The sequence below is a fragment of the Mycobacterium gastri genome (assembly GCF_002102175.1).
GTDB lineage: Bacteria > Actinomycetota > Actinomycetes > Mycobacteriales > Mycobacteriaceae > Mycobacterium > Mycobacterium gastri.
In genome coordinates this window covers 1-23,371 of sequence record NZ_LQOX01000151.1, presented here as the reverse complement: position 1 = coordinate 23,371, position 23,371 = coordinate 1, and the positions used below count along the sequence as shown (strand labels likewise).

Sequence of the window (23,371 nt, the reverse complement as noted above, 5' to 3'; positions counted from 1 at the left end):
ACGATGCGCCCATCAATCGCGTTGCGCTGACCGGCCAACTGCGCCAACTCCGCAAACAACACCTCAAGACGCTCGCCAGGACCGGCCACCACAGCGCCAGCGGGTGCACTCGACGACATAACGACATCATCGCAGCCGGGTACGACAACTCTGCGCCGGTGCGCGGCAGGAGCTCGACCGCACCCGATCCACGTCGCCAAAACCACACGATCTACACCACGGACGCACCGAGACGACGCTTACATTGACCACCCAGGACAGCCCGCCCGCGAAATTTAGTGCGCAGATCCGTCACCCCAAAACCGGCACAACCCGACGATGTCGATGCACTATGTGGCGCACCGCGAAGAGCACGCTGGGCAAGCATTCCTGGCGACCCGCAGGTTGAAAGCCGCCGTCACCGCGGTCACGTTCTTCCGCGAGGACCGCGACGGCATGCACTCGTTCGACCGGGCCGATCGTTTTGTCCCGCACGGCTATTGCCTGCTGCCGCCCCTGCAGACCTACGACAAGCACAGCGCGTTCCGTCGATCACAGGAGGCCCGAGACGGCTCAGTTCTTGTACCGTGTGATGCGCTCTAGTCCTCCTGGGTTTCCCGTTCAACCGGTGCCTGCAGCGCGGCGCCGTGTGGACCGACCAGACTGCCCGTCCATGGGACGCAATGAGCGGGTCGAGCACGACGGCTATGCCGAGCAGCAGCCCGAGGATGTAGCTCATCAGCTCGCAGACGCTGCACAGCTGCTCGGCAATGTGCTCGCCCGATTGCGTGCCGACGATTGGGATCGCACAGTTGTCTACCACTACCCAGAAACCCATGAATGGTCATTGCGGTGGGTCGCGGTACACACCCTGCACGAGGCGCGCCACCACCTCCTCGACATTCGCCGCCAGACCTGATTGTTCCCAACGGGATCGGTTGACTCCGCTTCCGAGCTTGCGACACTGAGGACCATGCTGCGGCCTGTCGACTACAACGCCCGGCTGCATCGCGGCTACGACCAGGGTAGGCGTCTATCTGAGCAGGCGGCTCGCTCGTGGAGTGCCGCCGCGACCCGCCAGCTGCCGCCCCAGCGGCCTCTAACAATCGTTGAATTAGGCTCTGGTACTGGGTGATTCACTGAGTTGCTCGCCGATATTGCATCGGGTGTCGTCTATGCCGTTGAACCATCACAGCGGATGCGCGAAGTCGCCATGCAGCATTACCGCAGTGGCGTGTATTTCATAGCCGGCCGTGCCGAAGCAATCCCGTTAGCAACGGACAGCTGCGACGCCGCGGCCATCTTCTTCGCCGTGCACCACCTGGCCGATCTGCATGCTGGCGCCCGCGAGATCGCGCGTGTCCTCCGGCCAGGTGGCCGGCTGTTGATCTCTTTCCCACCCTTGCCACCACCACAGAGGCCTTTGGCCGCGCCGGCGTGACAGTCATTGCCCTCGACGAAGTCGGACACGAAGTCAGCGCCAGCCTTACTGCCTACAGCGCCAGGCTCACACACCGCGCGATCTCGACCTTCGAATATCTCACTAACGACGAAATTGACCGGGGGCTTGACCAACTGGCCTCGGACGCCGCCGCGGAGACCAATCCTCAACCCGTCCACCACACCCACGACCTGCTCACTCTTGAGAAGCGCTGTGCCACCAGAGAAGTGCCAATCCGCCGCGCCGCCAGCGTCACCATGGATCGGCTTATTGCCGACACGCTCCGCCCCGGGCGAAAACGATCCACCCTCGTCGGGCGCCGCCAGCTTCGACCCGCTCGATCGAAACAGGACAAAAATTAGAACCTGTTACAGTTCACCCCACAGAGCGCAACCTGAGTGGGAGTGGTGGCATGGCTGGTGACGAATCCGCGCGCACGGCCGAATCCGCCGATGTCGTGGTGATCGGGTTCGGCGCCGCAGGTGAGTGCGCAGCCATCGCCGCCCGCGAACGCGGCGCCGACGTCATCGCGTTGGACCGTGCCAATGGTGGTGGGGCCACCTCGATTTCGGGCGGGATTATCTACGCCGGCGGCGGAACCGCGGTTCAGCGGCAGGCGGGGGTCAACGACACCCCCGAGCAAATGCTGGCCTACCTTCGCCTCGAAGTCGGCGACGCCGTCAGCCCGGAAACCCTGGAATCATTCGTGCGCTCGAGCCCCGACATGATCGACTGGCTGAGCAGCTACGGGGTGCCGTTCAGCCCCGCGTTGTGCCCGTACAAGACCTCGTTTCCGAACAACCGCTACTACCTTTACCACTCGGGCAGTGAGAACGCCGGCGCGTTCCGCTGCCACACCCCGCCCGTTCAGCGCGGGCATCGCGTCAAGGGCAGCGGCACGTCGGGCCGCAAATTGTATGCCCCGCTAGCCAAAGCCGCGCTGGCCCTTGGTGTTCGGTTCTGGCCTCATACCACGGTGACGAACCTGATCCAGGATTCTTCCGGTCGGGTGACCGGCGTGGAAGCACTGACGATGCACAATGCGCCACCGCGGATCCGGCGGCTTTATGCGGCGATGGCCGAGCTGTCAGCCAAACCGGGCATCTACTATCCGCCGCTGCGCCGCCTCATGGATCGTCGCCTCAAGGCACTTGAGCGACGCTACGCCCGGTCGGTGCGGATCGAAGCACGCCGGGCGGTGATCATCTGCGCCGGCGGCTTCATCGCCAACACCGAATGGGTGCGACGGTTCGCTCCCCAATACCTGGGCGGTCTGCAGCTGGGTACCAGCGGCGACGACGGCAGCGGCATCGCGCTGGCACAGAGCGCCGGAGCGGTCACCGACCGGATGGACAACGTCTCGGCCTGGCGCTTCATCACCCCGCCGAGCGCGTTCATCGGCGCCGTCATCGTCGACCGGCGCGGGCAACGCGTCATCGACGAAAGTCGTTACGGTGCGGCGGTCGGGCAAGCCATGGTGCGAAACCATGAGGGCAAAGCCTGGCTTCTCGCCGATGCGGCATTGATGCGGGAAGCCCGCCGGCAAATGATCAAGCAGCCGTTGTGGTTTCAGCGTGCCCAGGTTGCGGCGCTGATGCTGGCGGATGCGGTGACGGCCCCGTCGCTGCGCGAGGTCGCGACGGCGGCTGGTATCGATCCCGACGGCCTGGTGGCCACGGTCGCGGCACACAATACCGCGATCGACACCGGCGCACCGGACCCCGCCGGAAAGCCCGCCGAGTTTGTGCGCCGGATCAGCCAACCGCCGTTCACCCTGCTCAACATTTCGGTGCGGCCAAGCCTGCTCAACCCGACTCCGATGCTGACCCTCGGCGGTATCCGGGTCGATGAACGCAGCGGAGCCGTCGTCGACCAATCCGGTGAGCCGATTCCCGGATTGTTCAGCGCCGGGCGCACCGCAGCCGGAATCTGCTCCAATTCCTATGTCAGCGGGCTCTCGCTGGCCGACTGCGTGTTCGCCGGGCGCCGCGCCGGAGCACATGCCGCCACGGCGTCGGCCGACGAGATCCCGCGTTGAGTCACAACCGCGCAGCCTGGTCCAGCTGATAGCCGACGCCGTGAACACTTCCCGAATGATTTTCGGCACAATGGAGCCGCGATACTGGTTGGGCGCCGATCCAACGCTGAGCCCTCGAAATCCGACCAATAGCGACGCCGGGAGAAACACAGATGAGTGACGAGCAGCCGACCATCATCTATACCCTGACCGACGAGGCGCCGATGCTGGCGACCTACGCCTTCATGCCGATACTTCGCGCCTTCGCCGAGCCGGCCGGCATCAAGATCAAGAGCAGTGACATCTCCCTGGCAAGCCGGATCCTCGCCGAGTTCCCCGATTACCTGACCGAGGAGCAGCGGGTGCCGGACGCCCTGGGCGAGCTGGGGCGGCTGACGCAGCTGCCGGACACCAACATCATCAAGCTGCCGAACATCAGCGCCTCGGTACCGCAGTTGGTGTCGGCGATCAAGGAACTGCAGGGCAAGGGCTACAACCTTCCGGACTACCCGGCAGACCCCAAGACCGACGAGGAAAAAGGCATCCACAACCGCTATGCCAAATGCCTCGGCAGCGCGGTGAACCCGGTCCTGCGGGAAGGCAACTCCGACCGTCGCGCACCCAAGGCGGTCAAGGAATACGCCCGCAAGCACCCCCACAGCATGGGTGAGTGGTCGATGGCCTCGCGCACCCATGCCGCGACCATGAAGCACGGCGACTTCTACCACGGCGAGAAGTCGATGACCCTGGACCGGGCGCGCGACGTGAAGATGGAGCTGGTGACCAAGCAGGGCGAGACGCTGGTGCTCAAGCCCAAGGTGTCGTTGGGCGAAGGCGACATCATCGACAGCATGTTCATGAGCAAGAAGGCCTTGGTCGAGTTCTATGAGGAGCAGATGGAGGACGCGCGCAAGACCGGCGTGATGTTCTCATTGCACGTCAAGGCGACGATGATGAAGATTTCGCACCCCATCGTCTTCGGCCACGCGGTGCGGACCTTCTACAAGGACGCCTTCGCCAAGCACCAGGAGTTGTTCGACGAGCTGGGCGTCAACGTCAACAACGGATTGGTCGATCTGTACAACAAGATCGAGTCACTTCCCGCCACACAGCACGACGAGATCATCCGCGACCTGCACGCCTGCCACGAACACCGCCCGGAGCTGGCCATGGTCGATTCGGCCAAAGGTATCTCGAACTTCCATTCGCCCAGCGACGTGATCGTGGACGCGTCGATGCCCGCGATGATCCGGGCCGGCGGCAAGATGTGGGGCGCCGACGGGCGGCCCAAGGACACCAAGGCCGTGATGCCGGAGTCCACCTTCTCCCGCATCTACCAGGAGCTGATCAACTTCTGTAAGACCAACGGCGCCTTCGATCCGCGAACCATGGGCACCGTGCCCAACGTCGGGCTCATGGCGCAAAAGGCCGAGGAGTACGGCTCGCACGACAAGACATTCGAGATTCCCGAAGACGGCGTCGCCAACATCGTCGACCTCGACACCGGCGAAGTGCTGCTGACCCAGAATGTGGAAGCCGGCGATATCTGGCGCATGTGCACGGTCACCGACGCGGCGATCCGCGACTGGGTCAAGCTGGCCGTCACCCGGGCCCGCAACTCCGGTATGCCGGTGCTGTTCTGGCTGGACCCGTACCGCCCGCACGAGAACGAGCTGATCAAGAAGGTCAAGCTCTATCTGCAGGACCACTACACCAGCGGACTCGACATCCAGATCATGTCGCAAGTGCGCGCCATGCGGTACACGCTGGAGCGCCTGATCCGCGGGCTGGACACCATCGCCGCCACCGGCAATATCCTGCGCGACTACCTCACCGACCTGTTCCCGATCCTGGAGCTGGGCACCAGTGCCAAGATGCTGTCCATCGTTCCGCTGATGGCCGGGGGCGGAATGTACGAGACGGGGGCCGGCGGTTCGGCGCCCAAGCATGTCCACCAACTCGTGGAGGAGAATCACCTGCGCTGGGATTCGCTCGGCGAGTTCCTGGCAATCGGCGCCAGCCTGGACGACATGGGCGCCAAGACGGGTAACAAGAAGGCCAAGATCCTGGGCAAGACGCTGGATGCCGCTATCGGCAAGCTGCTGGACAACAACAAGGGCCCGTCACGCAAGACCGGTGAGCTGGACAACCGGGGCAGTCAGTTCTATCTCGCCATGTATTGGGCGCAAGAACTGGCCGTGCAGAACGAGGACCAGCAGCTACGGGAACACTTTGCACCCCTGGCCGATGCGCTGGCCAAGAACGAGGAAACCATCGTCGCCGAACTCGCCGCGGTACAGGGCGAAGAGGCGGACATCGGCGGCTACTATGCGCCGGACCGGGAGAAGATCACGGCGGTGATGCGGCCGAGCAAGACGTTCAACGACGCGTTGGCGGCCGCGAACGGCTGACATCCAACCGTTCGCCTCGTTGGCCGGGCAGCACGCACGGTGCGCGGCAGGGACCAAAGGCCCTACGACGTCGGCGCCGGCTGAACTACCCTGGCAGCCCTGAAGGCCTACTGCGCGAGGGTATTTCGTTCGCCGGTAATCTGCCCAGCGCCGCCCACCGGCGAGAAGGAAGGTCGATCATGGCGGTCCTTGATACCGTGCGGGTGTTCAACAAGCACCTGCTGAATCCGGCCATGATGCTGGTGGCCGGCCGGAAGTACTGGTACGCCAGCGTTATTGAACACACCGGGCGCCGCACCGGCAAGCGGTACGTCACACCCGTGGTGGCGGAACGGGTACCCGACGGCTTCATCATTCCGCTGCCCTATGGCACACACACCGATTGGCTGCGAAACGTCTTGGCCGCGGGGCACGCCACTATCCGGGTGCACGGCGAAACGTACGAGGCTGTCCAGCCGCAGATCGTGGACGCGGCCACAGCGGCCGGGCAGTTGGCTCCTCGACAGAAACGCGCCTTCGACCGGTTCAATGTCAAGCACTATCTGAAACTGTCGCCCGCGGCCACGCCGGCATGACTCAGCACAGGCAGGTTCGGCGCCGCCGCGCCGGTATCGGCCACCCGAGGCACTCGCGCTGCCGTCCGGGGCACCAGCCATGATGGCCATGTGGGCATCGAGATCCGTGTTCTCGACAGCGAAGACGACCTCGTTGCGGCAGCTGGAATTTTCCGCGCCGCCATGGTCGGGTTGCCACCCCCGCCGGACCTGCCGCCTGGCGAGCTCATCACGCTGTTCGAGCCAGGCCGTACGGTGGGTGCTTTCGTCGGAGGTCAGCTGGTCGGCACTGCTGATGCCGTCACCTGCGGGCTGACACTTCCCGGCGAAGCGGTCGTGCGGCACGCCGCCGTGACACACATCGGGGTGGTGCCGTCGTTGACCCGTCGAGGTATCGCCACCGAGCTGGTCCGTCATCAGCTGCACGACTTCGCCACCCGGGGAGAGGTGCTCGCGACACTGCGCGCCTCTGAGGCCACGATCTATGAACGGTTTGGCTACGGCGTGGCGAGTTCATCGCAGAGCGTGGAGGTGGATACGCGACGGGCCGCGTTACGTCCAGGCGTCGGGACCGGCGGGCCGGTACGGTTGCTCGACACCGGGCAAGCATGGGACGTGCTGCCCCGAATCTACGCCGAGAACCGGTCGTCCCGGCCGGGAACCGTTGAGCGCGCACCGGTTTGGTGGCGGGGCCTGCGACGGCGCGCCGAAGCATATTCTGGGCCTTGGTATATCGCGGTGCACGGTAAGCCGGGGGCGGAGTCCGGCTACGTCCGCTACCGCCCCCTCGACACCGAAAACTGGTTCGTCAGCGAACAACGCACCATCGCGGTCGAGGACTTCTTCGCCCCATCCACGGATGCCTATCTGGGCCTGCTGCGCTTTCTGCTGGGGCTGGATCTCATTGACCGCGTGGTGTTCTGGATGCTGCCAGTTGACGATCCGTTGCCGTGGTTGCTGATCGACCGCCGGGCCGCGAAGGTCACCCGGATATACGACGAGACGTGGCTGCGTGTTGTCGACGCGCACCGGGTGCTTTCGGCGCGCCGATATGCGAGCGACGGCTCCGTCACCGTTGCCGTCAACGACCCTGTCTTGCCGAGTAATTCGATCACCATCACCATCACCGGCGACGGCGCCGAACCGACTCGGCAGCATCCGCAACTACACATCGGCGTCCACGGGCTTGCCGCCGTGTTGCTCGGGGGCACGACCTGGCGCAGCCTCGCCGTGGCCGGGCTGGCCCGAGCCGACGATGCGGCCTCGCTCGCCACGGCGGATCGGCTGTTCGCGGTGCCCGATGCGCCACATGCCGGATTCTTTTTCTGAGGCGCTGACGGGGCCATGATCGCCACGGTCGGCGGGCATCTGCGCACCTGCAGCCGCCTGTGAGGCACCCCCGCCGGCCAACGTCGCTGGTTTGATCCGGAGGCTGTCAGGGTTAGTGACCCAAATGACAGTTGTATATAGCAATAGTATTCATGCATAATAGCAGCGCGCTCGAGCAACTCGCTCGGACTCCGCAGAGACCTCCAAAGCCCACACGGGTCGACACGGCAGCCGCCGCCTCGACCGCCGGGGTGGATTCCCGTCGCCGAGAAATCGGCGCTGACCGCGACCCGTTCGCGGGCAGCTGTACCGACGATCCGCGCTCAAACTGCGGCGATTCGCCGACTGTTCGTGGCTCCGGATGCCAGCGCCCGCTGGTCCGGCCGCCCAGGACATCGCTGGGATCGCAACAAACAAAGAATCTGAGGAAAGACAATGGATTTCCGGGCGCTACCACCCAAGGTCAACCCCGGGCAGAGGCGCTGCAGTCCCGGCGTCAGGCCGCTGCCGTCAGCTGGGCAGTACGCCACAGCAGGCTCCGACCCGTCGGTGATGATCCCCGGGCCGCACCGCTAGAGCCACAGTGCATCCCCAACCCCGCGGGTGCGACCTGAGTGATTTGCACAGCATGACGGTGCGACGCTCATACCACCTCGGCTACCTGACTGCCATGGTCATCGACACCACGGGCAACGGTTTGTGGGTTCCATTCGCACTGCTGTTCTTCATGCATGGACGCGGCATGCGGCTCGCCGATACCGGCGCCGCACTGACAATTGGCAGCCTGATTTCGCTGTCGGGCGGCGGCTTGCTGACCGGGGCTCTTGTCGACCGTATCGGGACGTTCCGCGCGGCGACGCTCGGTTCGCTTATCCGGGTGATTGCCTTCCCTTGCTACCTGGTTGCTCACACCATAGCTGCCGTAGCGGCTATTGCGGCGGCGGTGAGCTTTGCGGGCCGGCTCTTCTGGGTGGCGCACCCCGGGATGGTACGTGCCCTAACTCCGTCGGAAGATGCTCGCGTCGGCATGTTTTCGTTGATCGGCGCACTGCGCAGTATCGGTCTTGGGATCGGCGGGCTGATCGCCTCCCTCGGAGTTTGGGCCCAGCCCGGTAGTCGTCTTTTCTGGAACTTCATCGTTGTGGCGAACTCGATCAGCTTCGCGGTTTGCGGGCTGCTGTTCTGGCGGCTGCGCCATCTCGATCGCAAAAACGAGCACCGCACCGACAGCGCCGTAGGGTCTTACCGCGAGGTGTTCGCCCAACGCCAGTTCTTGGTGTTCGTCGCCGCCGTCTTCGTACTCGCATTGGCAAACGTGGGGTTCGACTCGATACTGCCGGTGTATCTGCTCGCCCTGGGCTTCCCGGCCTGGACTGCGCCGGTCGCCTACCTGCTTGCCAGCATCTTCGTCGGGGCGTTTGCGCCGCTGGCGACCAAATGGGGCCGTTGTGGATCCGGGCCGCATCTGTTGGCTCTTGCCGCCGGGCTGCTCGGGATCGCATTCGCGGCACTCACCGCGATGGTCACTGTCGATAACGTCGGCCGCACGGCACTCCTGGCAACGGCTGTGACACTTTTCGGCCTGGCTGTAGCCACCTTCGGAGCCACTGCGTTGAAAACCATGTTGAGTTACGTGCCGGGGGGCAAAGCGGGTCGCCACTCAGCGGTCTATTCGTTGGCGTGGGGCATCGCCATCGCCATCGGCCCCGGGTTGTTCTCCTCGTTGTTCACCCTTGGCCGCGTGCTCCCGTGGATGTTCCTCGCGGTGGTACTCGTTTTCGCAATCGCGGCATTCTTGGTCTCGCGGCGAACCACCCGGTACCCAATTACTGCATCCCCGAACTGCGGCTCCTGAACGACGGCATTGCCGGTGCGGATTTCGAGCAGCCATGGCCGCAACGACTTCCCCAAGGAATAGATCGGATCTCGGACTTCTGTGAACTCTCGTACCTTGCCCTGATCTTCAGTTGCCGCCCGGTAGGTGAGTGAGTACTCTCTCACTATGTCCGTCTCGGGGCGCGGCCGGTTGCTGTCGGCAGCACTGCAGCTTTTTGCCGCCAAGGGGTATACGGCCACGTCAGTTGCCGATATCCAGCGGGCGTCCGGGCTGGCGCCCGGATCGGGCGCGCTCTACAAGCACTTCGGCTCCAAGCGTGAACTGCTCGAGGCCGCGGTGGCACACCGTATCGACAGCATCGTGGCCGCCCGAGAGCAATACGACGCGGGTCAACCCGACAGCGTCGAGCAAGCGGTGCGCACTGCTGGCCGGCTGATCTGGAACAACCTGAAACACAGCGAAGACCTACTCAAAGTCATGCTGCGCGAGCCCGATGCACTCGGCGATCTCGACGAAAAGACGTGGCAAGTCATCACTGACAATGCCTATCAGCGGTTCGCCGACGAACTGGCCGCGTCCAATCGTTCCGGGCACACCCGGATACCCGACCCGGAAGCGGCCGCCGCCGTCGCAATCGCGTCCTTGTCCCACGCCGCCACGCTGCGTGCATTGACCGGCCGAACACCCGGAAACATCGACGACGACCGGTATTTCGAGGCATGGGTCAACCAGACGGTAAGCGTCCTCGCGCAGTAGGCCGATACCCGTTGAGCACCACACTATTTCAGGAGTAGAGCCATGACATTCTCGCTGCAACTGAGCGACGACGTAATCCAGGTCCGGGACTGGGTGCACGAGTTCGCAACCGACGTGAATTTTCACGATCTTCGAAGGGACCAGCGAGATTCAGCGGCTGGTGATCTCGCGGGCACTGACCGGATTGCCCATCCGATAGCCGCCGCCCGGTAGGTATCCGCGATGAAGGTCGTGGTGGCAAGCTATGGCAGCCGTGGCGATATCGAACCGTGCACCGCCGTGGCTCGCGAACTGCTGCGGCGCGGTCACGACGTGTGTATGGCGGTGCCGCCCAATATGGTCGGCTTTGTCGAATCAGCGGGCGTCGCCGCCGTGGCCTACGGGCCGGACTCGCGCGAGCAGATGAACCCGGCCGTGGATCTGGTCCGCGATTTCGTGACCCGCAACCGCAATCCGATCGGCTTGCTGTCGCAAGTGATCGAACATGTCAGCCAGGTCAACACGGATAAGAGTGCGGCACTGACGGCACTGACGGCTGGGGCCGATCTGTTGTTGGCCAGCTTCAACGAACAACGGCTGGTCGCCAATATCGCTGAATACCAAGGTATTCCAGCTGCGGCCCTGCATTTCTTCCCGGCGCGTCTGTGGGCTTCCGGCGGGATGTCGCCGCTGATCACCGCGGCGGTCGACGAAGCCCAACGACTTTCACTGGGGTTACCTGAGGACAGCGAGTCGCCGGCGATGCTGGAAATCCAGGCCTACGACGAGCTCTGCCTGCCGGGGCCGACAGCCGACTGGGTGGCATCGAGTGGCCAGCAGCCCTTCGTCGGCTCGCTGACGCTGCAGTTGCCGACGGGCGCCGACGACGAGGTCTTGTCCTGGATGGCCGCGGATACACCACCCATCTATTTCGGCTTCGGCAGTACACCGATCGAACGCCCCGCCGACACGGTCACGATGATCGGTGACGCGTGTACGGAATTGGGTGAGCGGGCACTGATTTGCGGCGGTGTCAACGACTTCCGCGGCATCGCCCATGCCGACCACCTGAAGATCGTAGACGCGGTGAACCATGCGGCCGTCTTTCCGGGCTGCCGCGCAGTCGTTCACCATGGCGGTGCCGGCACCACGGCCGCGGGGATGCGGGCCGGAGTCCCCACGTTGATCCTGTGGCTCTGGCTCGACCAGCCGGTTTGGGCAGCCGGGGTCAATCAGCTGGGAGTCGGCGCGGCACGGGCGTTTTCGGCCACCACCCAAGACACGCTGGTCGCAGACCTACGGTCCAACCTCACTCCACAACGCGTCGCTCGCGCGGGCGAGGTCGCCGCGCAACTGATCACACCGGCGAAAAGCATTGCCCTGGCCGCTGATCTGCTCGAAGATACCGCCCGGCTGGGACGTTCCGGGTAAGCACCGGTGCGCTCGGCTCGTAGGTCGGCTTCGGAGCGCGCACTGCAAGGCATCGTTGGCCGGCTGCCCGTCCAAGCCGTGACGTGCCGGCACTGGCGTGAAGCGGTAGCGTCACGGCCGTGGAAACAGATCGCGTCGATGAGACGGCCGCGCCCGGGCCGTCAGGGTTTTCGGCACCGGTTTCCGATTCGGTACCTCGCTGGGGTCTGGGCGCCTTCTTGCTGGTGGGGCTGGTCTACTTGCTGGCCTCAGCCGCATTCGTCGTCGTCCTCGCCGGTAGGGGCCCGCTATCTGCGGGCATGCTTGCCCTGGCGGTGGGAGCCCCGACCGTGATCGCGGCCGGGCTGGCCGTGCTCATCACGACGCTGCGCGGCAACGGTCCCCGCACCGACCTGAAGCTGCACTGGTCCTGGCACGGTGTGGGGCTGGGATTGCTGTTCGGTTTCGGCGGGCTGCTCGTCACGGTGCCCGCCTCGGTGCTCTACGCCTCGGTCGCCGGCCCGGGCGCGAAATCCGCTGTCGCCAGCGTGTTCAGCGGCGTCCAGGCTTCCTGGCCATGGGCGGTGGCCGTGTTTGCGCTGGTGGTGTTCGTCGGGCCGCTGGGCGAGGAGATCATCTTTCGGGGGCTGCTGTGGGGAGCGGTGGATCGTCGCTGGGGACGGTGGGCTGCGCTGGTGGTAACCACCGTGGTGTTCGCGCTGGCTCATCTCGAGTTCACCCGGGCTCCGCTATTGGTGGTGGTGGCGATCCCGATCGCGCTTGCGCGGTTGTACTCCGGTGGCCTGTTGGCCAGCATCGTCGCACACCAGGTGACCAACCTGTTGCCGGGCATCATATTGATGCTTGGTGTGGCTGGGGTCATGCCGATGCCGTGAGGCAAACCTCAGGGCTCGCAATGCCCAGGGCCGCCACGGATTTCAAATTCAAAGGCGAAGAGCGCGCCGAAGGCCTGCCGTGGGCGATCGGCGGCATGCTGCCTACTTCCAGGCGAATACCGGTTGCTCCAACTGGTCGACCGGGTCGGAGCGACCTTCCAGGCACAGCCACCGCAGTTGCAGCAGCACCGCACCAGTGGGCGCGTGGATCAGGTGATTACCCAACGGGATCTGCACGACCGGCCGCGGACTCTCCGGGATTGCGATGAATCGCGGCGAATCGTCGCGCTGCAGTTGGTGAAGCCCCACCCGGTACACCGCCATCACCTCGTCGGGCGCGGGGCGGGGCTGCAACCGCCCGCCACCCCAGATCACCACCGGGGTGATGACATATCCGGACCGCGTCGGGTAGTCGTCGAGCAGGCCGAGCACCGCCGAGTCGGACAATCGGATGCCGACCTCTTCGTCGAGTTCCCGCAGTGCGGCATCGACCGCGCTTTCGCCCCGATCCACCCGGCCTCCGGGCAACGCCCACTGCGCGGCATGCGAAGTGAGACGAAATGCTCTGCGGCACAATAGAAACGAGGCACCACCAGACGCGTCTGCCATACGGGCGTCCAGGCCTGACGCGGGCGATGGCCGGTCGGCGATCCGCTCGGCCACCGGCACCGGATCCACCGCGTCCTCATCGACCTCGGAGTCGACCAGCACCACCGCGACCGCAGCATGGCGCTTGGTCGGGTCGGTCACCGCGCGGCGGTCGTGGCCGGCCAAATGTGCCCGGATCCGCTCCCGCAACGCATCGTCGTAGCTGATCGTCACGGCTCGACGATAAGACGAAGCCGCCGGATGTCACCAGCTTCTGCCTGCGGTGCCTGACTGGGGTGGGCGACGGAATTCATCGCGGGCCGTAGTCTCGGACTGTGTCGGTCCGGGAGCTGATTGTGCTCGGCACCTCGAGTCAGGTGCCTACCCGGCACCGCAATCACAACGGCTACCTGCTGCGCTGGGACGAGGAGCGGCTGCTGTTCGACCCCGGCGAGGGGACCCAACGGCAAATGCTGCTCGCCGGTGCGCCACTGACCGCGGTGACGCGGCTATGCCTAACGCATTTTCACGGCGACCACTGCCTGGGCGTGCCCGGCGTGGTGCAACGGCTGTCGCTGGACGGGGCACAACACCGGGTGCACGCCTACTTCCCGGCCTCGGGGCGGCAATTCTTCGCGCGGCTGCACCATGCCTGCATTTTCCACGACCGCGCGAACGTGCACGCGGAGCCGGTTGCCGCGGACGGCCCGGTGGCGACGGGAGCGTTCGGAGTCCTGGAAGCGCGCAAGCTCGATCATTCCGTCGACGCGATCGGCTACCGCCTGATCGAGCCCGACGGTCGACGGTTCGTGCCCGAGCAGCTGGCGCGCTTTGGCATCGCAGGGCCCGCGGTGGGTGAGTTGCACCGGGCCGGGTCGGTCCAAATCGGCGGGCGCACTGTCGATTTGTCAGAAGTCAGTGAGGCGCGCCGTGGCCAGCGATTTGCCTTCGTCATGGACACCCGGCTGTGCGACGCGGTCTACGCTCTGGCTGAGGGCGTGGACTTGTTGGTGATCGAGGCGACGTTCCTGAGCGAGGACTCGGACTTGGCGGCGCATTACGGGCATCTGACCGCGCGGCAGGCGGCGCGGGTGGCAGCAGAGTGCGGGGTGCGCCGGCTGGTGCTGACGCACTTCTCCCAGAGATACCCCGACGCGCGGCGTTACCGCGACGAGGCGGCCGAGGTGTTCGACGGCGACCTGGTCATCGCGGAGGACCTGGCGCGGATAGCGGTCCCCAAGCGGCGGTAGGTGCGGCGAGAACGGGAACGCGCGCTGCTGCTTAACACGGTGGTAGGGCATCCGGTTGTCGTCTGGCGAAGAACCCAGAGGCCACCTCTCCCCGTTGATCGCCGCGGTCACGATACGGCCGGCTTCAGCCGCCGTCACCAGTCCAACGTCACGATGTGCGCGGGCCGAAGGTCCCGAGCGCCACCGGATAGTGAAGGTAACTGCGAAGATGGGCGCATGGCAATTCCCTGGGACTCGGCGGTCACTGCCGACACCGACACCATCGTCGGTTCGCTAGCCAGTAGCGACAGCATGGCGGTCGCGGGCTCCATCGCGACCGCCGGCAGCGCCGCCGTCGCCGGGTCGGCGGCGACCGCGGGCAGTGTCGCCGTGGCGGGTTCGGTCGCGACCGCGGGTAGTGTCGCGGTCGCCGGGTCGGCGGCTATCGCGGGCAGTGTCGCAGTGATTGCCAGCGTGCTCAGTGTGTTGTGCGTAGCCGTCCGGGAATGCGTGGCATGCCTGGCATGCATTGCCTGCGCCCGGTGCGTGGCCTGTGTCGGATGTGTGCGTTGTACCGACTGTGTCGGCTGCGTTGGCTGCGTGAACTGTTCTGGCCTGCGCAATGTCAAGGGCGCCAGAAACATTCACGCTCCCGTCGGCGCTCGCTAGCGCGGTGGCCAATGCCATGGCGGTTGGTCGAGCAGGCGCTGGCCGGCAATGCGGGTCTCACCGAGTTCTTTGGTCAGTCGCACGGTGTGCACGTCGGCGGCCTGTTGCAGGGTCGCGACAAGGGACTCGGAATGGGTGACGACGACAATTTGGCTGTGCTCGGCCGCAGTGGCGATCAACGATGCCAGGGCGGGCAACAACTCCGGGTGCAGGCTGGTCTCGGGTTCGTTGAGCACTAGCAGCTGGGGTGGACGCGGTGTCAGCAGAGCTGCGGCCCAAAGCAGATATCGCAGTGTGCCGTCGGACAACTCGGCAGCGCCCAATGGCCGCAGCATCCCGGGCTGGTGCAGAACGAGTTCGAAGCGGCCGTCGGCGTTGCGGATATCGACACTGCTACCCGGAAACGCGCGCTCGATGGCTTCACTGAGCGCCCCATCGTCGCCAATCTCTCGAATCGTTTGCAAGGCCGCGGCCAGATCCGCGCCGTCGTGACCCAATACCGGTGTGCGCGTGCCGATTCGGGGCTGCCGCGCGGGCGCGTCGGTGTCGGTGCGCAGCTGGTCGTAAAACCGCCAGTTGCGCATCCGCTCACGCAGCTGCATCAACTCCGGCGCCCGCATCGGATCGGCCAGCTCACTGAGCATCGAGTCGAACGGCCGCAGCACGTCTGGGATCACCTGCCAGCCACCGTCACCGTCTCGCACCCGCGCAGTAGGGCCACCGCGCTGAGCTATCACCGTGGCAGGGCGCCATACCGGACCGACCCACAGCGCCTCGACCTTGACCTCCGGATCCAGCCCGAACGCCGTGCGCGTGGCAATGGGCAGTCCGAGGTCCAGGGCATAGCCGAATTCGTCACCGGCGAAGCCCAGCTTCAGGCTGACCGACTCCGTGCGTACCGTGCCCTGAACCCGATGACGCCCCTGGCGCACTGACTTGCCGATCACCGCCGGCCCGGCCCATATCGTTGAGCTCAACCCGCCTTCGCGGGCCAGCGCGGCCACCGCGCCGTTGCGGGCCGAGTCCGCCAGCAGGCGCAACGCTCGATACAGGTTGGACTTGCCAGTGCCGTTGGCACCGGTGACGACGTTGAGCTGGCGCAACGGAACGACCAGCTGGCGCAACGAACGGTAATTCTCCACCGCGACCGTACCCAGCACCCGGCCACGCTAATCCAACGCCGACACCGTCCCGCGGCTAGGTCCCCGTTGCGCTCGATGCGGAGCCGCGCGTCGGGCAGTGGTCTTATTGGCCCGCGTTTTGGGCGAGATCAATGGCGTACTGGCTCACGAAGTGACCCGCCGACGGGCCCCCGTTGCATGATCCGTCGGATTCGCCGGGACGTTTGACCCACAGATAGGCGTCGGCGTGCGCGCCGGCAGTAGCCGTGGTGGGCGGGGTGCCCAAGGCGCGCCCGCCGGGGTTGCACCAGCTCAGTGCGGAGTCGGGCGCAGGGCCGGCCCCGTTGCGCGACGTGTCGATCACGTAGTGCGCACCATTCGTCATCCCCGAAATCGCTTCGCCGTAACCGGTTTCCTCGTCGGTGCTGAAGAAGTTCGAGACGTTGAGGCTGAACCCTCGGGCATGGCCAACACCGGCTTGGTTGAGCCTGGCGGCGATTTCCTCGGCACTCAACCAGCGCGAGTGTCCGCCGTCGACGTAGACGGCCGCGGCCGGATCGCGAGTCAGCGTGTCGACGGCGTAGCGGATCAGATCGAAGCGTTCTTGCCGCTGGTCGGCCGACAGGCAGTCGGCCATGTCGAGTGCGTCAGGTTCGACGATGATCGCCGCGGGCGAGCCGCCCAGACCGGATGAGATACCGTCGATCCACTGGCGGTAGTCGGCTCCCGACGCGAACCCGCCGGATGCGTAACTACCGCAGTCGCGGTGCGGAATTCCATAGAGCGCAAAAATCGGCATGCTGCCGGCGGCCTGCGCCGCACCGGCGTACCCGGCGACCCGCGCACCGACCGAACCGGCAGGAAATGCCTGGTCAAGCCAGTACGCCTGCGGGGTATTGGCGATGGCGGTCAGCTGCGGACTTGGCGGATTGGTGTTACGCGCGGCGGCCATGGCCGACGACGCCGGGTCCACGTAAAAGGGCTGCCCAGCCAGCGGGTTTCCCGCGTCGGCCAGACGGATCGCGGCGGTGGGACCGGCCTGCAGGGAGCCGGCAGAAAGAACCACACCGACCACGGTCGCAACCAACAGAAAAGGGGAGGTCCACCGAGCGACAGCACCCGCAGCTATTGACATCACGCCAGTAAGATAGTGCCGCGACATACGAAACGCCAATCCTCGACGGCAGGTGCGGGCGCCCAATACGCGTCCGTGGGGAACTCAAGGGATCCTGGCACGCGTCATCGGCGGGTGCAGATACCGCAATTCGCCGGGCCGATAAAGCTGTGCCGGACGGCCACCGTCACGGGTGGTGGTTCGCCCGGTGGGAACCAGAAACCCATCGGTTCCGGTGACCTTGCGGTGAAAGTTCCGGCTGTCCAGCTGTGTGCCCCAAACGATCTCGTACACCCGCCGCAGTTCGGCCACGGTGAACTCACCCGCACAGAACGTGGTTGCCAGCGGGGTGTACTCGAGCTTGGCGCGCGCCCGTTCCAAGCCGTCGGCCAGGATCTGTCGGTGATCGAATGCGAGCCTGGTCGTCATCAGTTCGGATACGGGTGCCCAGCGCGCGCCGGCAGCATCGCCGCCAGCAGCCGGCAGCGGAAGATCGGGCGCCAGGCCCAGATACGCGACCGTAATCACCCGCATGCGCGGATCACGTTGCGGCGCACCGTAGCTGGCCAGCTGCTCCAGATGCAGCCGGCCCACGGCCACACCGGTCTCCTCCATCAGCTCACGGGCGGCAGCCTGGTCAAGGTCCTCGCCAGGGCGAACGAATCCGCCGGGTAGTGCCCATCGGCCGGCGTAGGGCGGCTGCCCACGCCGGACCACCAACGCGCACAACTCGTCGTCCCGGATCGTCAATGCCACGAGGTCGACGGTCACCGCCACCGGCGGATAGTCATTCGGCTCGTAGCGCGGCATCAATGCAGATTAATCGTCGGATTGACGAAAAGCCAGGTGGCCCCTTATCGTCACCGAGACCATAACAAGAAGGAGGTGGCCGTCATGGCCGTCATCACCCACTACCCGCTACTACGTCACCTGCGCGTCGAGCCGACCGCACACATCCGGGCGCTGCGCCGCGGCAAGCTCGTACACGACGGGCCCGGGCTGGCGTTCTGGTTTCTTCCGCTTACCGCCGCCATGTCTGAGATCCCGCTCGACGACCGCGAACTGCCCTTGCTATTTCACGCCAGGACGGCCGATTTCCAGGATGTGGCCGTACAGGCAACCGTGACCTACCGCATCGTCGACCCGACGCTGGCCGCGCAGCGGATCGACTTTTCAATCGATACCAACACCGGCCACTGGCGTGCGGCTCCGCTGGAGCAAGTGGCCGGAATGCTCACCGAATCCGCTCAACAGCACGGGCTCGACCTGCTGGCCCGCACCGCGTTGGCCACGGCGCTGGTGGACGGGATCAGCGCGGTACGCGACCGCATGGCCACGGGACTCGCCAACGACACGCGACTCACCGAAACCGGCATCGCGGTGATTGGGGTTCGCGTGGTGGCGATTCGGCCCGAGCCGGAGGTGGAACGCGCACTGCAGACCCCGACCCGCGAACAGGTCCAGCAGGAAGCGGACCGCGCCACTTTCGAGCGGCGGGCGCTGGCCGTGGAACGAGAACGTGCCATCGGCGAGAACGAACTGCAGACCAAGATCGAACTCGCACGCCGCGAGGAGGAACTGGTTGCCCAGAACGGCGCCAATGAGCGCCTGAAGACCCAGGAATCCTGGGCCGCCGACGCGATCGCCACCCAAGCGCAGGCTCGCCGCGAAGTACAGCTGGCCGAGGCGCGGGCACAAGCCACCCGGCTGGTTGGCGACGCGGAGGCTGCCGCCGAATCCGCACGGCTGGCCGCCTACCGCGATCTGTCCGAGGCAACCCTGCTGGGTCTGGCGGTCAAGGAACTGGCCGCCAACCTGCCCAAGATCGAGCACTTGGTCTTGACGCCGGATCTCCTTGCACCGGTGCTGTCCCGACTGGGGGCCGGTGCGTAATGGCGCTCCCACCGAGGGCGGTGCTGGTGCACCGGCGCACCGAACTCGACGATGCCCTGGCCCGGCACGGTACCCACGGGCAGGCGGCGTTCTTTCTGTCCAGCCGCGGGCGCAGCATCGATGCGCTCGAGGTCCGGCACACGCGCACCCAGTCGGCTCTGGCCGCCGTCGCCGCCGCGATACCGGCGGACTGGCGACGCGGCCGGGTCGAGCGGACAGACTTGTCCCGATTTCTGTTCGAGCCCCGCGACATTGTGATCGTGGTCGGGCAGGACGGGCTGGTGGCCAACGTCGCCAAGTACCTCGATGGCCAGCCGGTGATCGGCGTCAATCCAGAACCGGATCGCAACGCCGGGGTGTTGGTGCCGCATTCCCCCGACGAGGCCGGCGTGCTGATCCGCGCGGCGGCGCAAGACAGCGCCGTCGTTGAGCCGCGCACCATGGTCGAGGCCGTGACCGATGACGGGCAGCAGCTACTGGCCGTCAACGAGATCTTCGTCGGCCATGCCAGCCATCAAACCGCGCGCTACACGCTCGCCTTGCCCGACGGCCGTGCCGAGCGGCAGGCGTCGTCCGGAGTGATCGTGTCCACCGGAACCGGCGCAACCGGATGGTGTCGCTCGGTCTGGGAGCAACGTCGAAGCGGCCTCGTACTGCCCGGACCAACCGAACCGCGGCTCGCGTGGTTCGTCCGCGAGGCCTGGCCGTCGCCCGCAACCGGCACGTCGCTGGTGGAGGGGGATCTGGCCGCCGCGACGCTGACCGTCGACGTGGAGTCGGGTCGGCTGGTGGTGTTCGGCGACGGCGTCGAAAGCGATGCGTTGACCCTGTCCTGGGGCCAACGGCTGACGCTGCGACTGGCCGGGCGGCGGCTACGGCTCGTACGTTGAATGCGCCAAGTGAATTGGCCCCGTCGACATACCGCGGCCGCGACCGATCCGGGACGGGGGCGCGTGGGAATGGCGGGGGTGACGGCCATGATCAAGCGGGGCAATGCTTCTCGGCTGAGGTTGGGGTGATCCAACCAGTCGAGCATGCCGCCTTACGCGGAGGGCGTGCGGCCCAGGGTGCGCGGGGGCCAGGTCTGGGCCAGGTCTGGGATAAGTCCTTAAATGCCGCTGCCGCGCCTGAGCGAGTGGCGGGTCGGCCGCCAACTTTATCGGTGGTGAGTCAGCGAGCCGGTCGGCTCACTGATCGATGGCATCCTGGTCCAGGTTGCGCTTCGCGCGCACAGCCGGCCGCGTCGACCGCCGCCGCGGAATGCGGTCTGCGATGCCACTCAGCGAGTTGATCATTCGATTGAGGGTATCGACGGCAGACTCGAGGGTGTCGGCGGTCGGCGTCAACCTCTCGATAGCGGGCTGCAGCCGACTCAGGATTTCAGCGGCTTCGGTGAATTGTTCCAGCGGTCCATTCTTAGCGAGCAGCTTGTCGATGACGCCGTCCTCGGCGAACATCCGCTCGATAATGCCGTCCTCGGCGAACATCCGCTCTACCGGCCCGTCCTCAGCGAGCAGCCGATCTGCGAGCCCACCGGGCGCCAGGATCCGCTCTAGCGCGGTACCTTCAACGGACACCCGATCGAGTAAACCGCCGGGCGCGGTCAACAGGTCGACAACCCCACCCGGACGCATCAGCTTGTCCGCCGGCCCGCCGCGGACCAGAGCACGCCCCATCGCCCGGTCGTTTTCGGTTAATTCGGCAACTCGGTTGGCGCCTACGAGTGCGCCGCGCAACGGAAATAGGTCGGTAATCGGGTCTACTGTCTTCGGGCCTTCCTCGCCCAAGGATTGCTTCACGGCGCCGAGCGCCATGGCCGCAACGGCGAGTCCGGCGTCGGCCACCGCGACGCCGGCCCGGACAGGGGCTATCGCTACGCCGACAATGACCTTGCTGATGTTCACGCGGCAAGTGTATGGCTCGGTGTCGTCTCCGTGGGCAACGGCGCCAATGCGGTGGCGACCGGCTGCGCCGAGGTCTCCCCGTGCTGTCACCGCCCGTCCGGCGGCGACGTTGCGTGCGGCGTTCACGTCGGCGTTGCACGGACCCGCGGTGCAGGCTTCGCACTCGAAAACCGCTTGGCATCTACCCGCGCGTTCCCGTTACAATTGTTTCAATTGCCCTTAGTTGCGTAGACTGGTTGCATGCCTCCCGTCGCCGAGCTAGTCAGTCAAGTCGAGAAAAGGGTCCGCCGCGATCCCGATTTCGCCGGGCTCCTCAAGGAGCTTCTGGCTGCACCGACAGCACCCAGAGAACAGCTTGAACGCGTCGCCGCCCGGAAGCTCAACGCCGAGCGCCGCACCCGTCTTATGAGTGACTTCCTCGAAGGCGCCATCTCCACGCGCGATGTCCAGTCGCGGCTGGGGTACGAGACACCCCAGGCGGTCCATCAACTCCGCAGCCGCGGCCAACTCCTTGGCATGACCATCGGGAACAACACGTGGTTCCCAGCGTGGCAATTCGATTCGGACGGTTTGCGCCCAGATCTTCCCGAGATCCTCGCACTGCTCGCAAGATTCAGCTCCGATCCGGTTGCGGGTGATCGAATCATGCGCATCAAGCGTGATGATCTAGCCGGCGCGTCGATCTCGGAAGCGTTGCGTCGCAAGAAGACCGCAACCACGGCGTGGCAGCTGCTCACCGCCCTCGGTGCCTAGACTTCCTGCTGGCTATCGTGGCCCGTTGCCGCGGGACCGCCCAGCCGGGATTGTCAGTCGAGCTGTTCGTGCGGGCGCCGAGATTTGGCGGATTGAGGCCGCTGAGCCGTCCGACTGGAACTGGGGAGGTTTCGCCGAACCTCGCTATAGGTTCGATCCGCAGTCAGGTGGGTTTCGTACGCGCTACGCTGCCACCGCCTGCGAGGGCGCGTTTCGCGAGTGGTATCGCGATACCGGCCGGACTGTCCCCGCCGACCATGCGACCCACTATCTGATCCGCCTGGTGGCTCGGCGTTCGCTGCGCGTGTTGGACTTGCGCACCCAGCGAAACCTTGACGCCCTGCAGGTCGACGATCAGATTAGTACCGGCCAACACAGGCTAGTGTGGAACCGATGTCATCAGCTGGCCGACGCTGCTCGGCGGTGGTGGCCCGACCTGGACGCGATCGTGTACCGATCACGCACCACACCCCAAACCTCCGTCAATTTCGCTTTCTTCGCCCATGATGCGTTCACGACGGAATCGTGGCGTGTCGCGGATCGAACAGACATCCTCGTTGACATGGTGCTGCGCCATGATTTCACGATCAACTGGGATTTTTAGTTCCTGGCGCCAGAGAAGGTGCAGTACAGCAGATTTGACGTGGTGGATCGGCTCCCCTGGCAGACACTTGAGCGCGTCCCCAAGTGGTGAGCCGTCCAGATTCTTTTCCGGTAGTTGCGCCAAGAGCTCCGACCGGAACAGCCGGTCGCGCCGGTATCCCGCAAGGAAGCGGACATCCCCAGCTCAACTGCGATGGGCTCGGTCGCCACTTGATAGCGCCAGCCGCGCTCCTCAGCGGGTTTCACGTCCACGACTACTGGGCCGGTATCCGTGATCAACAGATAGTCTGGGATGTGCTTGCGTGGCGTGCGGTCGACCAAAGCCCGGAGCAGAATGGTTGGGCGACGATTTGTCGCACACTCATGTCGAAATCGGCAAAGAGCAAGCGTGCCAACTCAAGTCGCGATTCGTAGATGGCGTGACTGCCAGCGGTGCTCGGCCAGTAGGTTCCCGAGTAATGCTTCTGCCCGCGGTGCCACCGAAACGTCCGCCAGGGAGCCGCGTTGGCAAGTTCATCGATCCCGGGCGCAGTCCACTCTCGTGTAACTTTGCTCAGGTCGTCAGCACGCCGGTATAGACAGAGGCAGTCGACGCCTTGTCTCTGCTGCGGCCCATGGCGGTCACCTCGGCCCTGCGATCGGATCAGACTGCTTTGGTGACCTGACCGTCACATGGCCGTCGACGCACCCTTGGGATTCAGCAACCCGTGTGTCTCACGAACTTGGCGGATCCGCCATCACTCCGCCATCATTCGTGATGTAACTCACCGAGCCATGTTGGCGAACCGCGACAAGTGCAGCTGGTGTGCGACCTGAGTTAGGACATTACCGGTCGGTAACTTGGGGTGTGTCGGTGTGACCTGCGTGTTCGTCTGCTGGTTTGGCGTG

Annotated in this window: 24 protein-coding genes and 1 pseudogene; 19 read left to right on the top strand and 6 right to left on the bottom strand. The window is 65.4% G+C overall.

Annotated elements, in window-relative coordinates; translation table 11 throughout:
* The first annotated feature begins 318 nt into the window (after positions 1-318).
* The 13 genes from AWC07_RS25345 to AWC07_RS25290 all read left to right on the top strand — a co-directional run bounded on the left by AWC07_RS25345 (position 319) and on the right by AWC07_RS25290 (position 12,609).
* Positions 319-582 carry a hypothetical protein gene (locus AWC07_RS25345; protein ID WP_036412379.1) on the top strand — a complete coding sequence of 88 codons (264 nt, stop codon included), beginning with the start codon at positions 319-321 and terminating at the stop codon, positions 580-582.
* Entirely contained in the window at positions 464-898 is a 435-nt protein-coding gene (locus tag AWC07_RS25340; RefSeq protein WP_244187700.1) for a DinB family protein, read from the top strand. The genes AWC07_RS25345 and AWC07_RS25340 overlap by 119 nt, the downstream gene beginning before the upstream one ends.
* A gap of 225 nt (positions 899-1,123) precedes the next feature.
* Positions 1,124-1,420: a class I SAM-dependent methyltransferase gene (locus AWC07_RS25335; protein WP_051507937.1), complete on the top strand. Its 297-nt coding sequence runs from the start codon at positions 1,124-1,126 to the stop codon at positions 1,418-1,420.
* A complete protein-coding gene (locus tag AWC07_RS25330) occupies positions 1,417-1,782 on the top strand; it encodes a hypothetical protein (RefSeq protein ID WP_036412377.1) in 366 nt (121 codons plus the stop codon). Before AWC07_RS25335 ends, AWC07_RS25330 begins: the two co-directional genes overlap by 4 nt.
* 50 nt (positions 1,783-1,832) lie before the next feature.
* Complete coding sequence (locus AWC07_RS25325; RefSeq protein WP_085105280.1) at positions 1,833-3,458, top strand: FAD-binding protein; 1,626 nt, start codon at positions 1,833-1,835, stop codon at positions 3,456-3,458.
* A 152-nt stretch (positions 3,459-3,610) separates the two neighbouring features.
* Positions 3,611-5,848, top strand: a complete 2,238-nt coding sequence (locus AWC07_RS25320; protein ID WP_085105279.1) for an NADP-dependent isocitrate dehydrogenase — start codon at positions 3,611-3,613, stop codon at positions 5,846-5,848.
* A gap of 179 nt (positions 5,849-6,027) precedes the next feature.
* The gene (locus AWC07_RS25315) at positions 6,028-6,423 is read left to right on the top strand and encodes a nitroreductase family deazaflavin-dependent oxidoreductase (RefSeq protein WP_036417492.1); all 396 of its coding nucleotides are present in this window, start codon (positions 6,028-6,030) and stop codon (positions 6,421-6,423) included.
* A 90-nt stretch (positions 6,424-6,513) separates the two neighbouring features.
* Entirely contained in the window at positions 6,514-7,731 is a 1,218-nt protein-coding gene (locus AWC07_RS25310) for a GNAT family N-acetyltransferase (protein WP_036417494.1), read from the top strand.
* A gap of 628 nt (positions 7,732-8,359) precedes the next feature.
* Positions 8,360-9,586, top strand: a complete 1,227-nt coding sequence (locus AWC07_RS25305; RefSeq protein WP_051508171.1) for an MFS transporter — start codon at positions 8,360-8,362, stop codon at positions 9,584-9,586.
* Between the two features lie 147 nt (positions 9,587-9,733).
* The gene (locus AWC07_RS25300; protein WP_036417496.1) at positions 9,734-10,324 is read left to right on the top strand and encodes a TetR/AcrR family transcriptional regulator; all 591 of its coding nucleotides are present in this window, start codon (positions 9,734-9,736) and stop codon (positions 10,322-10,324) included.
* Positions 10,325-10,366: 42 nt separating this feature from the next.
* Positions 10,367-10,537: a hypothetical protein gene (locus AWC07_RS27850; RefSeq protein WP_167380135.1), complete on the top strand. Its 171-nt coding sequence runs from the start codon at positions 10,367-10,369 to the stop codon at positions 10,535-10,537.
* A 9-nt stretch (positions 10,538-10,546) separates the two neighbouring features.
* Entirely contained in the window at positions 10,547-11,734 is a 1,188-nt protein-coding gene (locus AWC07_RS25295) for a glycosyltransferase (protein WP_036417498.1), read from the top strand.
* A gap of 206 nt (positions 11,735-11,940) precedes the next feature.
* Complete coding sequence (locus AWC07_RS25290; RefSeq protein WP_244187701.1) at positions 11,941-12,609, top strand: CPBP family intramembrane glutamic endopeptidase; 669 nt, start codon at positions 11,941-11,943, stop codon at positions 12,607-12,609.
* A gap of 102 nt (positions 12,610-12,711) precedes the next feature.
* Here the strand turns inward: AWC07_RS25290 and AWC07_RS25285 are convergent, their stop codons facing one another.
* Complete coding sequence (locus tag AWC07_RS25285; protein ID WP_036417500.1) at positions 12,712-13,431, bottom strand: NUDIX hydrolase; 720 nt, start codon at positions 13,429-13,431, stop codon at positions 12,712-12,714.
* Positions 13,432-13,532: 101 nt separating this feature from the next.
* On the opposite strand from AWC07_RS25285, the gene AWC07_RS25280 reads away from it, so the two are divergent.
* Positions 13,533-14,447, top strand: a complete 915-nt coding sequence (locus tag AWC07_RS25280) for a ribonuclease Z (RefSeq protein ID WP_036417502.1) — start codon at positions 13,533-13,535, stop codon at positions 14,445-14,447.
* A gap of 216 nt (positions 14,448-14,663) precedes the next feature.
* A complete protein-coding gene (locus tag AWC07_RS25275; protein ID WP_084293678.1) occupies positions 14,664-15,095 on the top strand; it encodes a hypothetical protein in 432 nt (143 codons plus the stop codon).
* Here the strand turns inward: AWC07_RS25275 and AWC07_RS25270 are convergent.
* From AWC07_RS25270 to AWC07_RS25260, 3 genes are all read right to left on the bottom strand, one after another.
* The gene (locus AWC07_RS25270) at positions 15,092-16,255 is read right to left on the bottom strand and encodes an AAA family ATPase (protein WP_036417505.1); all 1,164 of its coding nucleotides are present in this window, start codon (positions 16,253-16,255) and stop codon (positions 15,092-15,094) included. The two genes, AWC07_RS25275 and AWC07_RS25270, sit on opposite strands and share 4 nt — an antisense overlap.
* Positions 16,256-16,340: 85 nt before the next feature.
* Positions 16,341-17,351 carry a glycoside hydrolase family 6 protein gene (locus AWC07_RS25265; protein WP_167380136.1) on the bottom strand — a complete coding sequence of 337 codons (1,011 nt, stop codon included), beginning with the start codon at positions 17,349-17,351 and terminating at the stop codon, positions 16,341-16,343.
* Positions 17,352-17,435: 84 nt separating this feature from the next.
* On the bottom strand, positions 17,436-18,140 hold the full coding sequence (locus tag AWC07_RS25260; protein ID WP_036417510.1) for an NUDIX hydrolase: 705 nt from the start codon (positions 18,138-18,140) through the stop codon (positions 17,436-17,438).
* 84 nt (positions 18,141-18,224) lie between these two features.
* Between AWC07_RS25260 and AWC07_RS25255 the strand changes: the two genes are divergently transcribed.
* Entirely contained in the window at positions 18,225-19,223 is a 999-nt protein-coding gene (locus tag AWC07_RS25255; protein WP_036417516.1) for an SPFH domain-containing protein, read from the top strand.
* Positions 19,223-20,113 carry an NAD(+)/NADH kinase gene (locus AWC07_RS25250; protein WP_036417512.1) on the top strand — a complete coding sequence of 297 codons (891 nt, stop codon included), beginning with the start codon at positions 19,223-19,225 and terminating at the stop codon, positions 20,111-20,113. The genes AWC07_RS25255 and AWC07_RS25250 overlap by 1 nt, the downstream gene beginning before the upstream one ends.
* A 297-nt stretch (positions 20,114-20,410) precedes the next feature.
* Here the strand turns inward: AWC07_RS25250 and AWC07_RS25245 are convergent, their stop codons facing one another.
* A complete protein-coding gene (locus AWC07_RS25245; protein ID WP_036417517.1) occupies positions 20,411-21,127 on the bottom strand; it encodes a hypothetical protein in 717 nt (238 codons plus the stop codon).
* A 240-nt stretch (positions 21,128-21,367) separates the two neighbouring features.
* Between AWC07_RS25245 and AWC07_RS25240 the strand changes: the two genes are divergently transcribed.
* Entirely contained in the window at positions 21,368-21,880 is a 513-nt protein-coding gene (locus AWC07_RS25240) for a hypothetical protein (protein ID WP_036417513.1), read from the top strand.
* Positions 21,873-22,337: pseudogene (locus AWC07_RS25235) on the top strand (RES domain-containing protein); the annotation flags it as partial. The gene AWC07_RS25240 and the pseudogene AWC07_RS25235, both read left to right, overlap by 8 nt.
* Here the strand turns inward: AWC07_RS25235 and AWC07_RS29620 are convergent.
* On the bottom strand, positions 22,338-22,607 hold the full coding sequence (locus tag AWC07_RS29620) for a hypothetical protein (protein WP_341865282.1): 270 nt from the start codon (positions 22,605-22,607) through the stop codon (positions 22,338-22,340). It lies immediately after the preceding pseudogene.
* Between the last annotated feature and the right edge of the window lie 764 nt (positions 22,608-23,371).

Excerpts from the sequence above, each read along its gene's own strand:
- AWC07_RS25345 (WP_036412379.1), top strand. The coding sequence starts at position 319 with ATGTCGATGCACTATGTGGCGCACCGCGAAGAGCACGCTGGGCAAGCA.
- AWC07_RS25325 (WP_085105280.1), top strand. The coding sequence starts at position 1,833 with ATGGCTGGTGACGAATCCGCGCGCACGGCCGAATCCGCCGATGTCGTG.
- AWC07_RS25320 (WP_085105279.1), top strand. The coding sequence starts at position 3,611 with ATGAGTGACGAGCAGCCGACCATCATCTATACCCTGACCGACGAGGCG.
- AWC07_RS25315 (WP_036417492.1), top strand. The coding sequence starts at position 6,028 with ATGGCGGTCCTTGATACCGTGCGGGTGTTCAACAAGCACCTGCTGAAT.
- AWC07_RS25305 (WP_051508171.1), top strand. The coding sequence starts at position 8,360 with ATGACGGTGCGACGCTCATACCACCTCGGCTACCTGACTGCCATGGTC.
- AWC07_RS25300 (WP_036417496.1), top strand. The coding sequence starts at position 9,734 with ATGTCCGTCTCGGGGCGCGGCCGGTTGCTGTCGGCAGCACTGCAGCTT.
- AWC07_RS27850 (WP_167380135.1), top strand. The coding sequence starts at position 10,367 with ATGACATTCTCGCTGCAACTGAGCGACGACGTAATCCAGGTCCGGGAC.
- AWC07_RS25295 (WP_036417498.1), top strand. The coding sequence starts at position 10,547 with ATGAAGGTCGTGGTGGCAAGCTATGGCAGCCGTGGCGATATCGAACCG.
- AWC07_RS25275 (WP_084293678.1), top strand. The coding sequence starts at position 14,664 with ATGGCAATTCCCTGGGACTCGGCGGTCACTGCCGACACCGACACCATC.
- AWC07_RS25265 (WP_167380136.1), bottom strand. The coding sequence starts at position 17,351 with ATGTCAATAGCTGCGGGTGCTGTCGCTCGGTGGACCTCCCCTTTTCTG.
- AWC07_RS25260 (WP_036417510.1), bottom strand. The coding sequence starts at position 18,140 with ATGCCGCGCTACGAGCCGAATGACTATCCGCCGGTGGCGGTGACCGTC.
- AWC07_RS25255 (WP_036417516.1), top strand. The coding sequence starts at position 18,225 with ATGGCCGTCATCACCCACTACCCGCTACTACGTCACCTGCGCGTCGAG.
- AWC07_RS25250 (WP_036417512.1), top strand. The coding sequence starts at position 19,223 with ATGGCGCTCCCACCGAGGGCGGTGCTGGTGCACCGGCGCACCGAACTC.
- AWC07_RS25240 (WP_036417513.1), top strand. The coding sequence starts at position 21,368 with ATGCCTCCCGTCGCCGAGCTAGTCAGTCAAGTCGAGAAAAGGGTCCGC.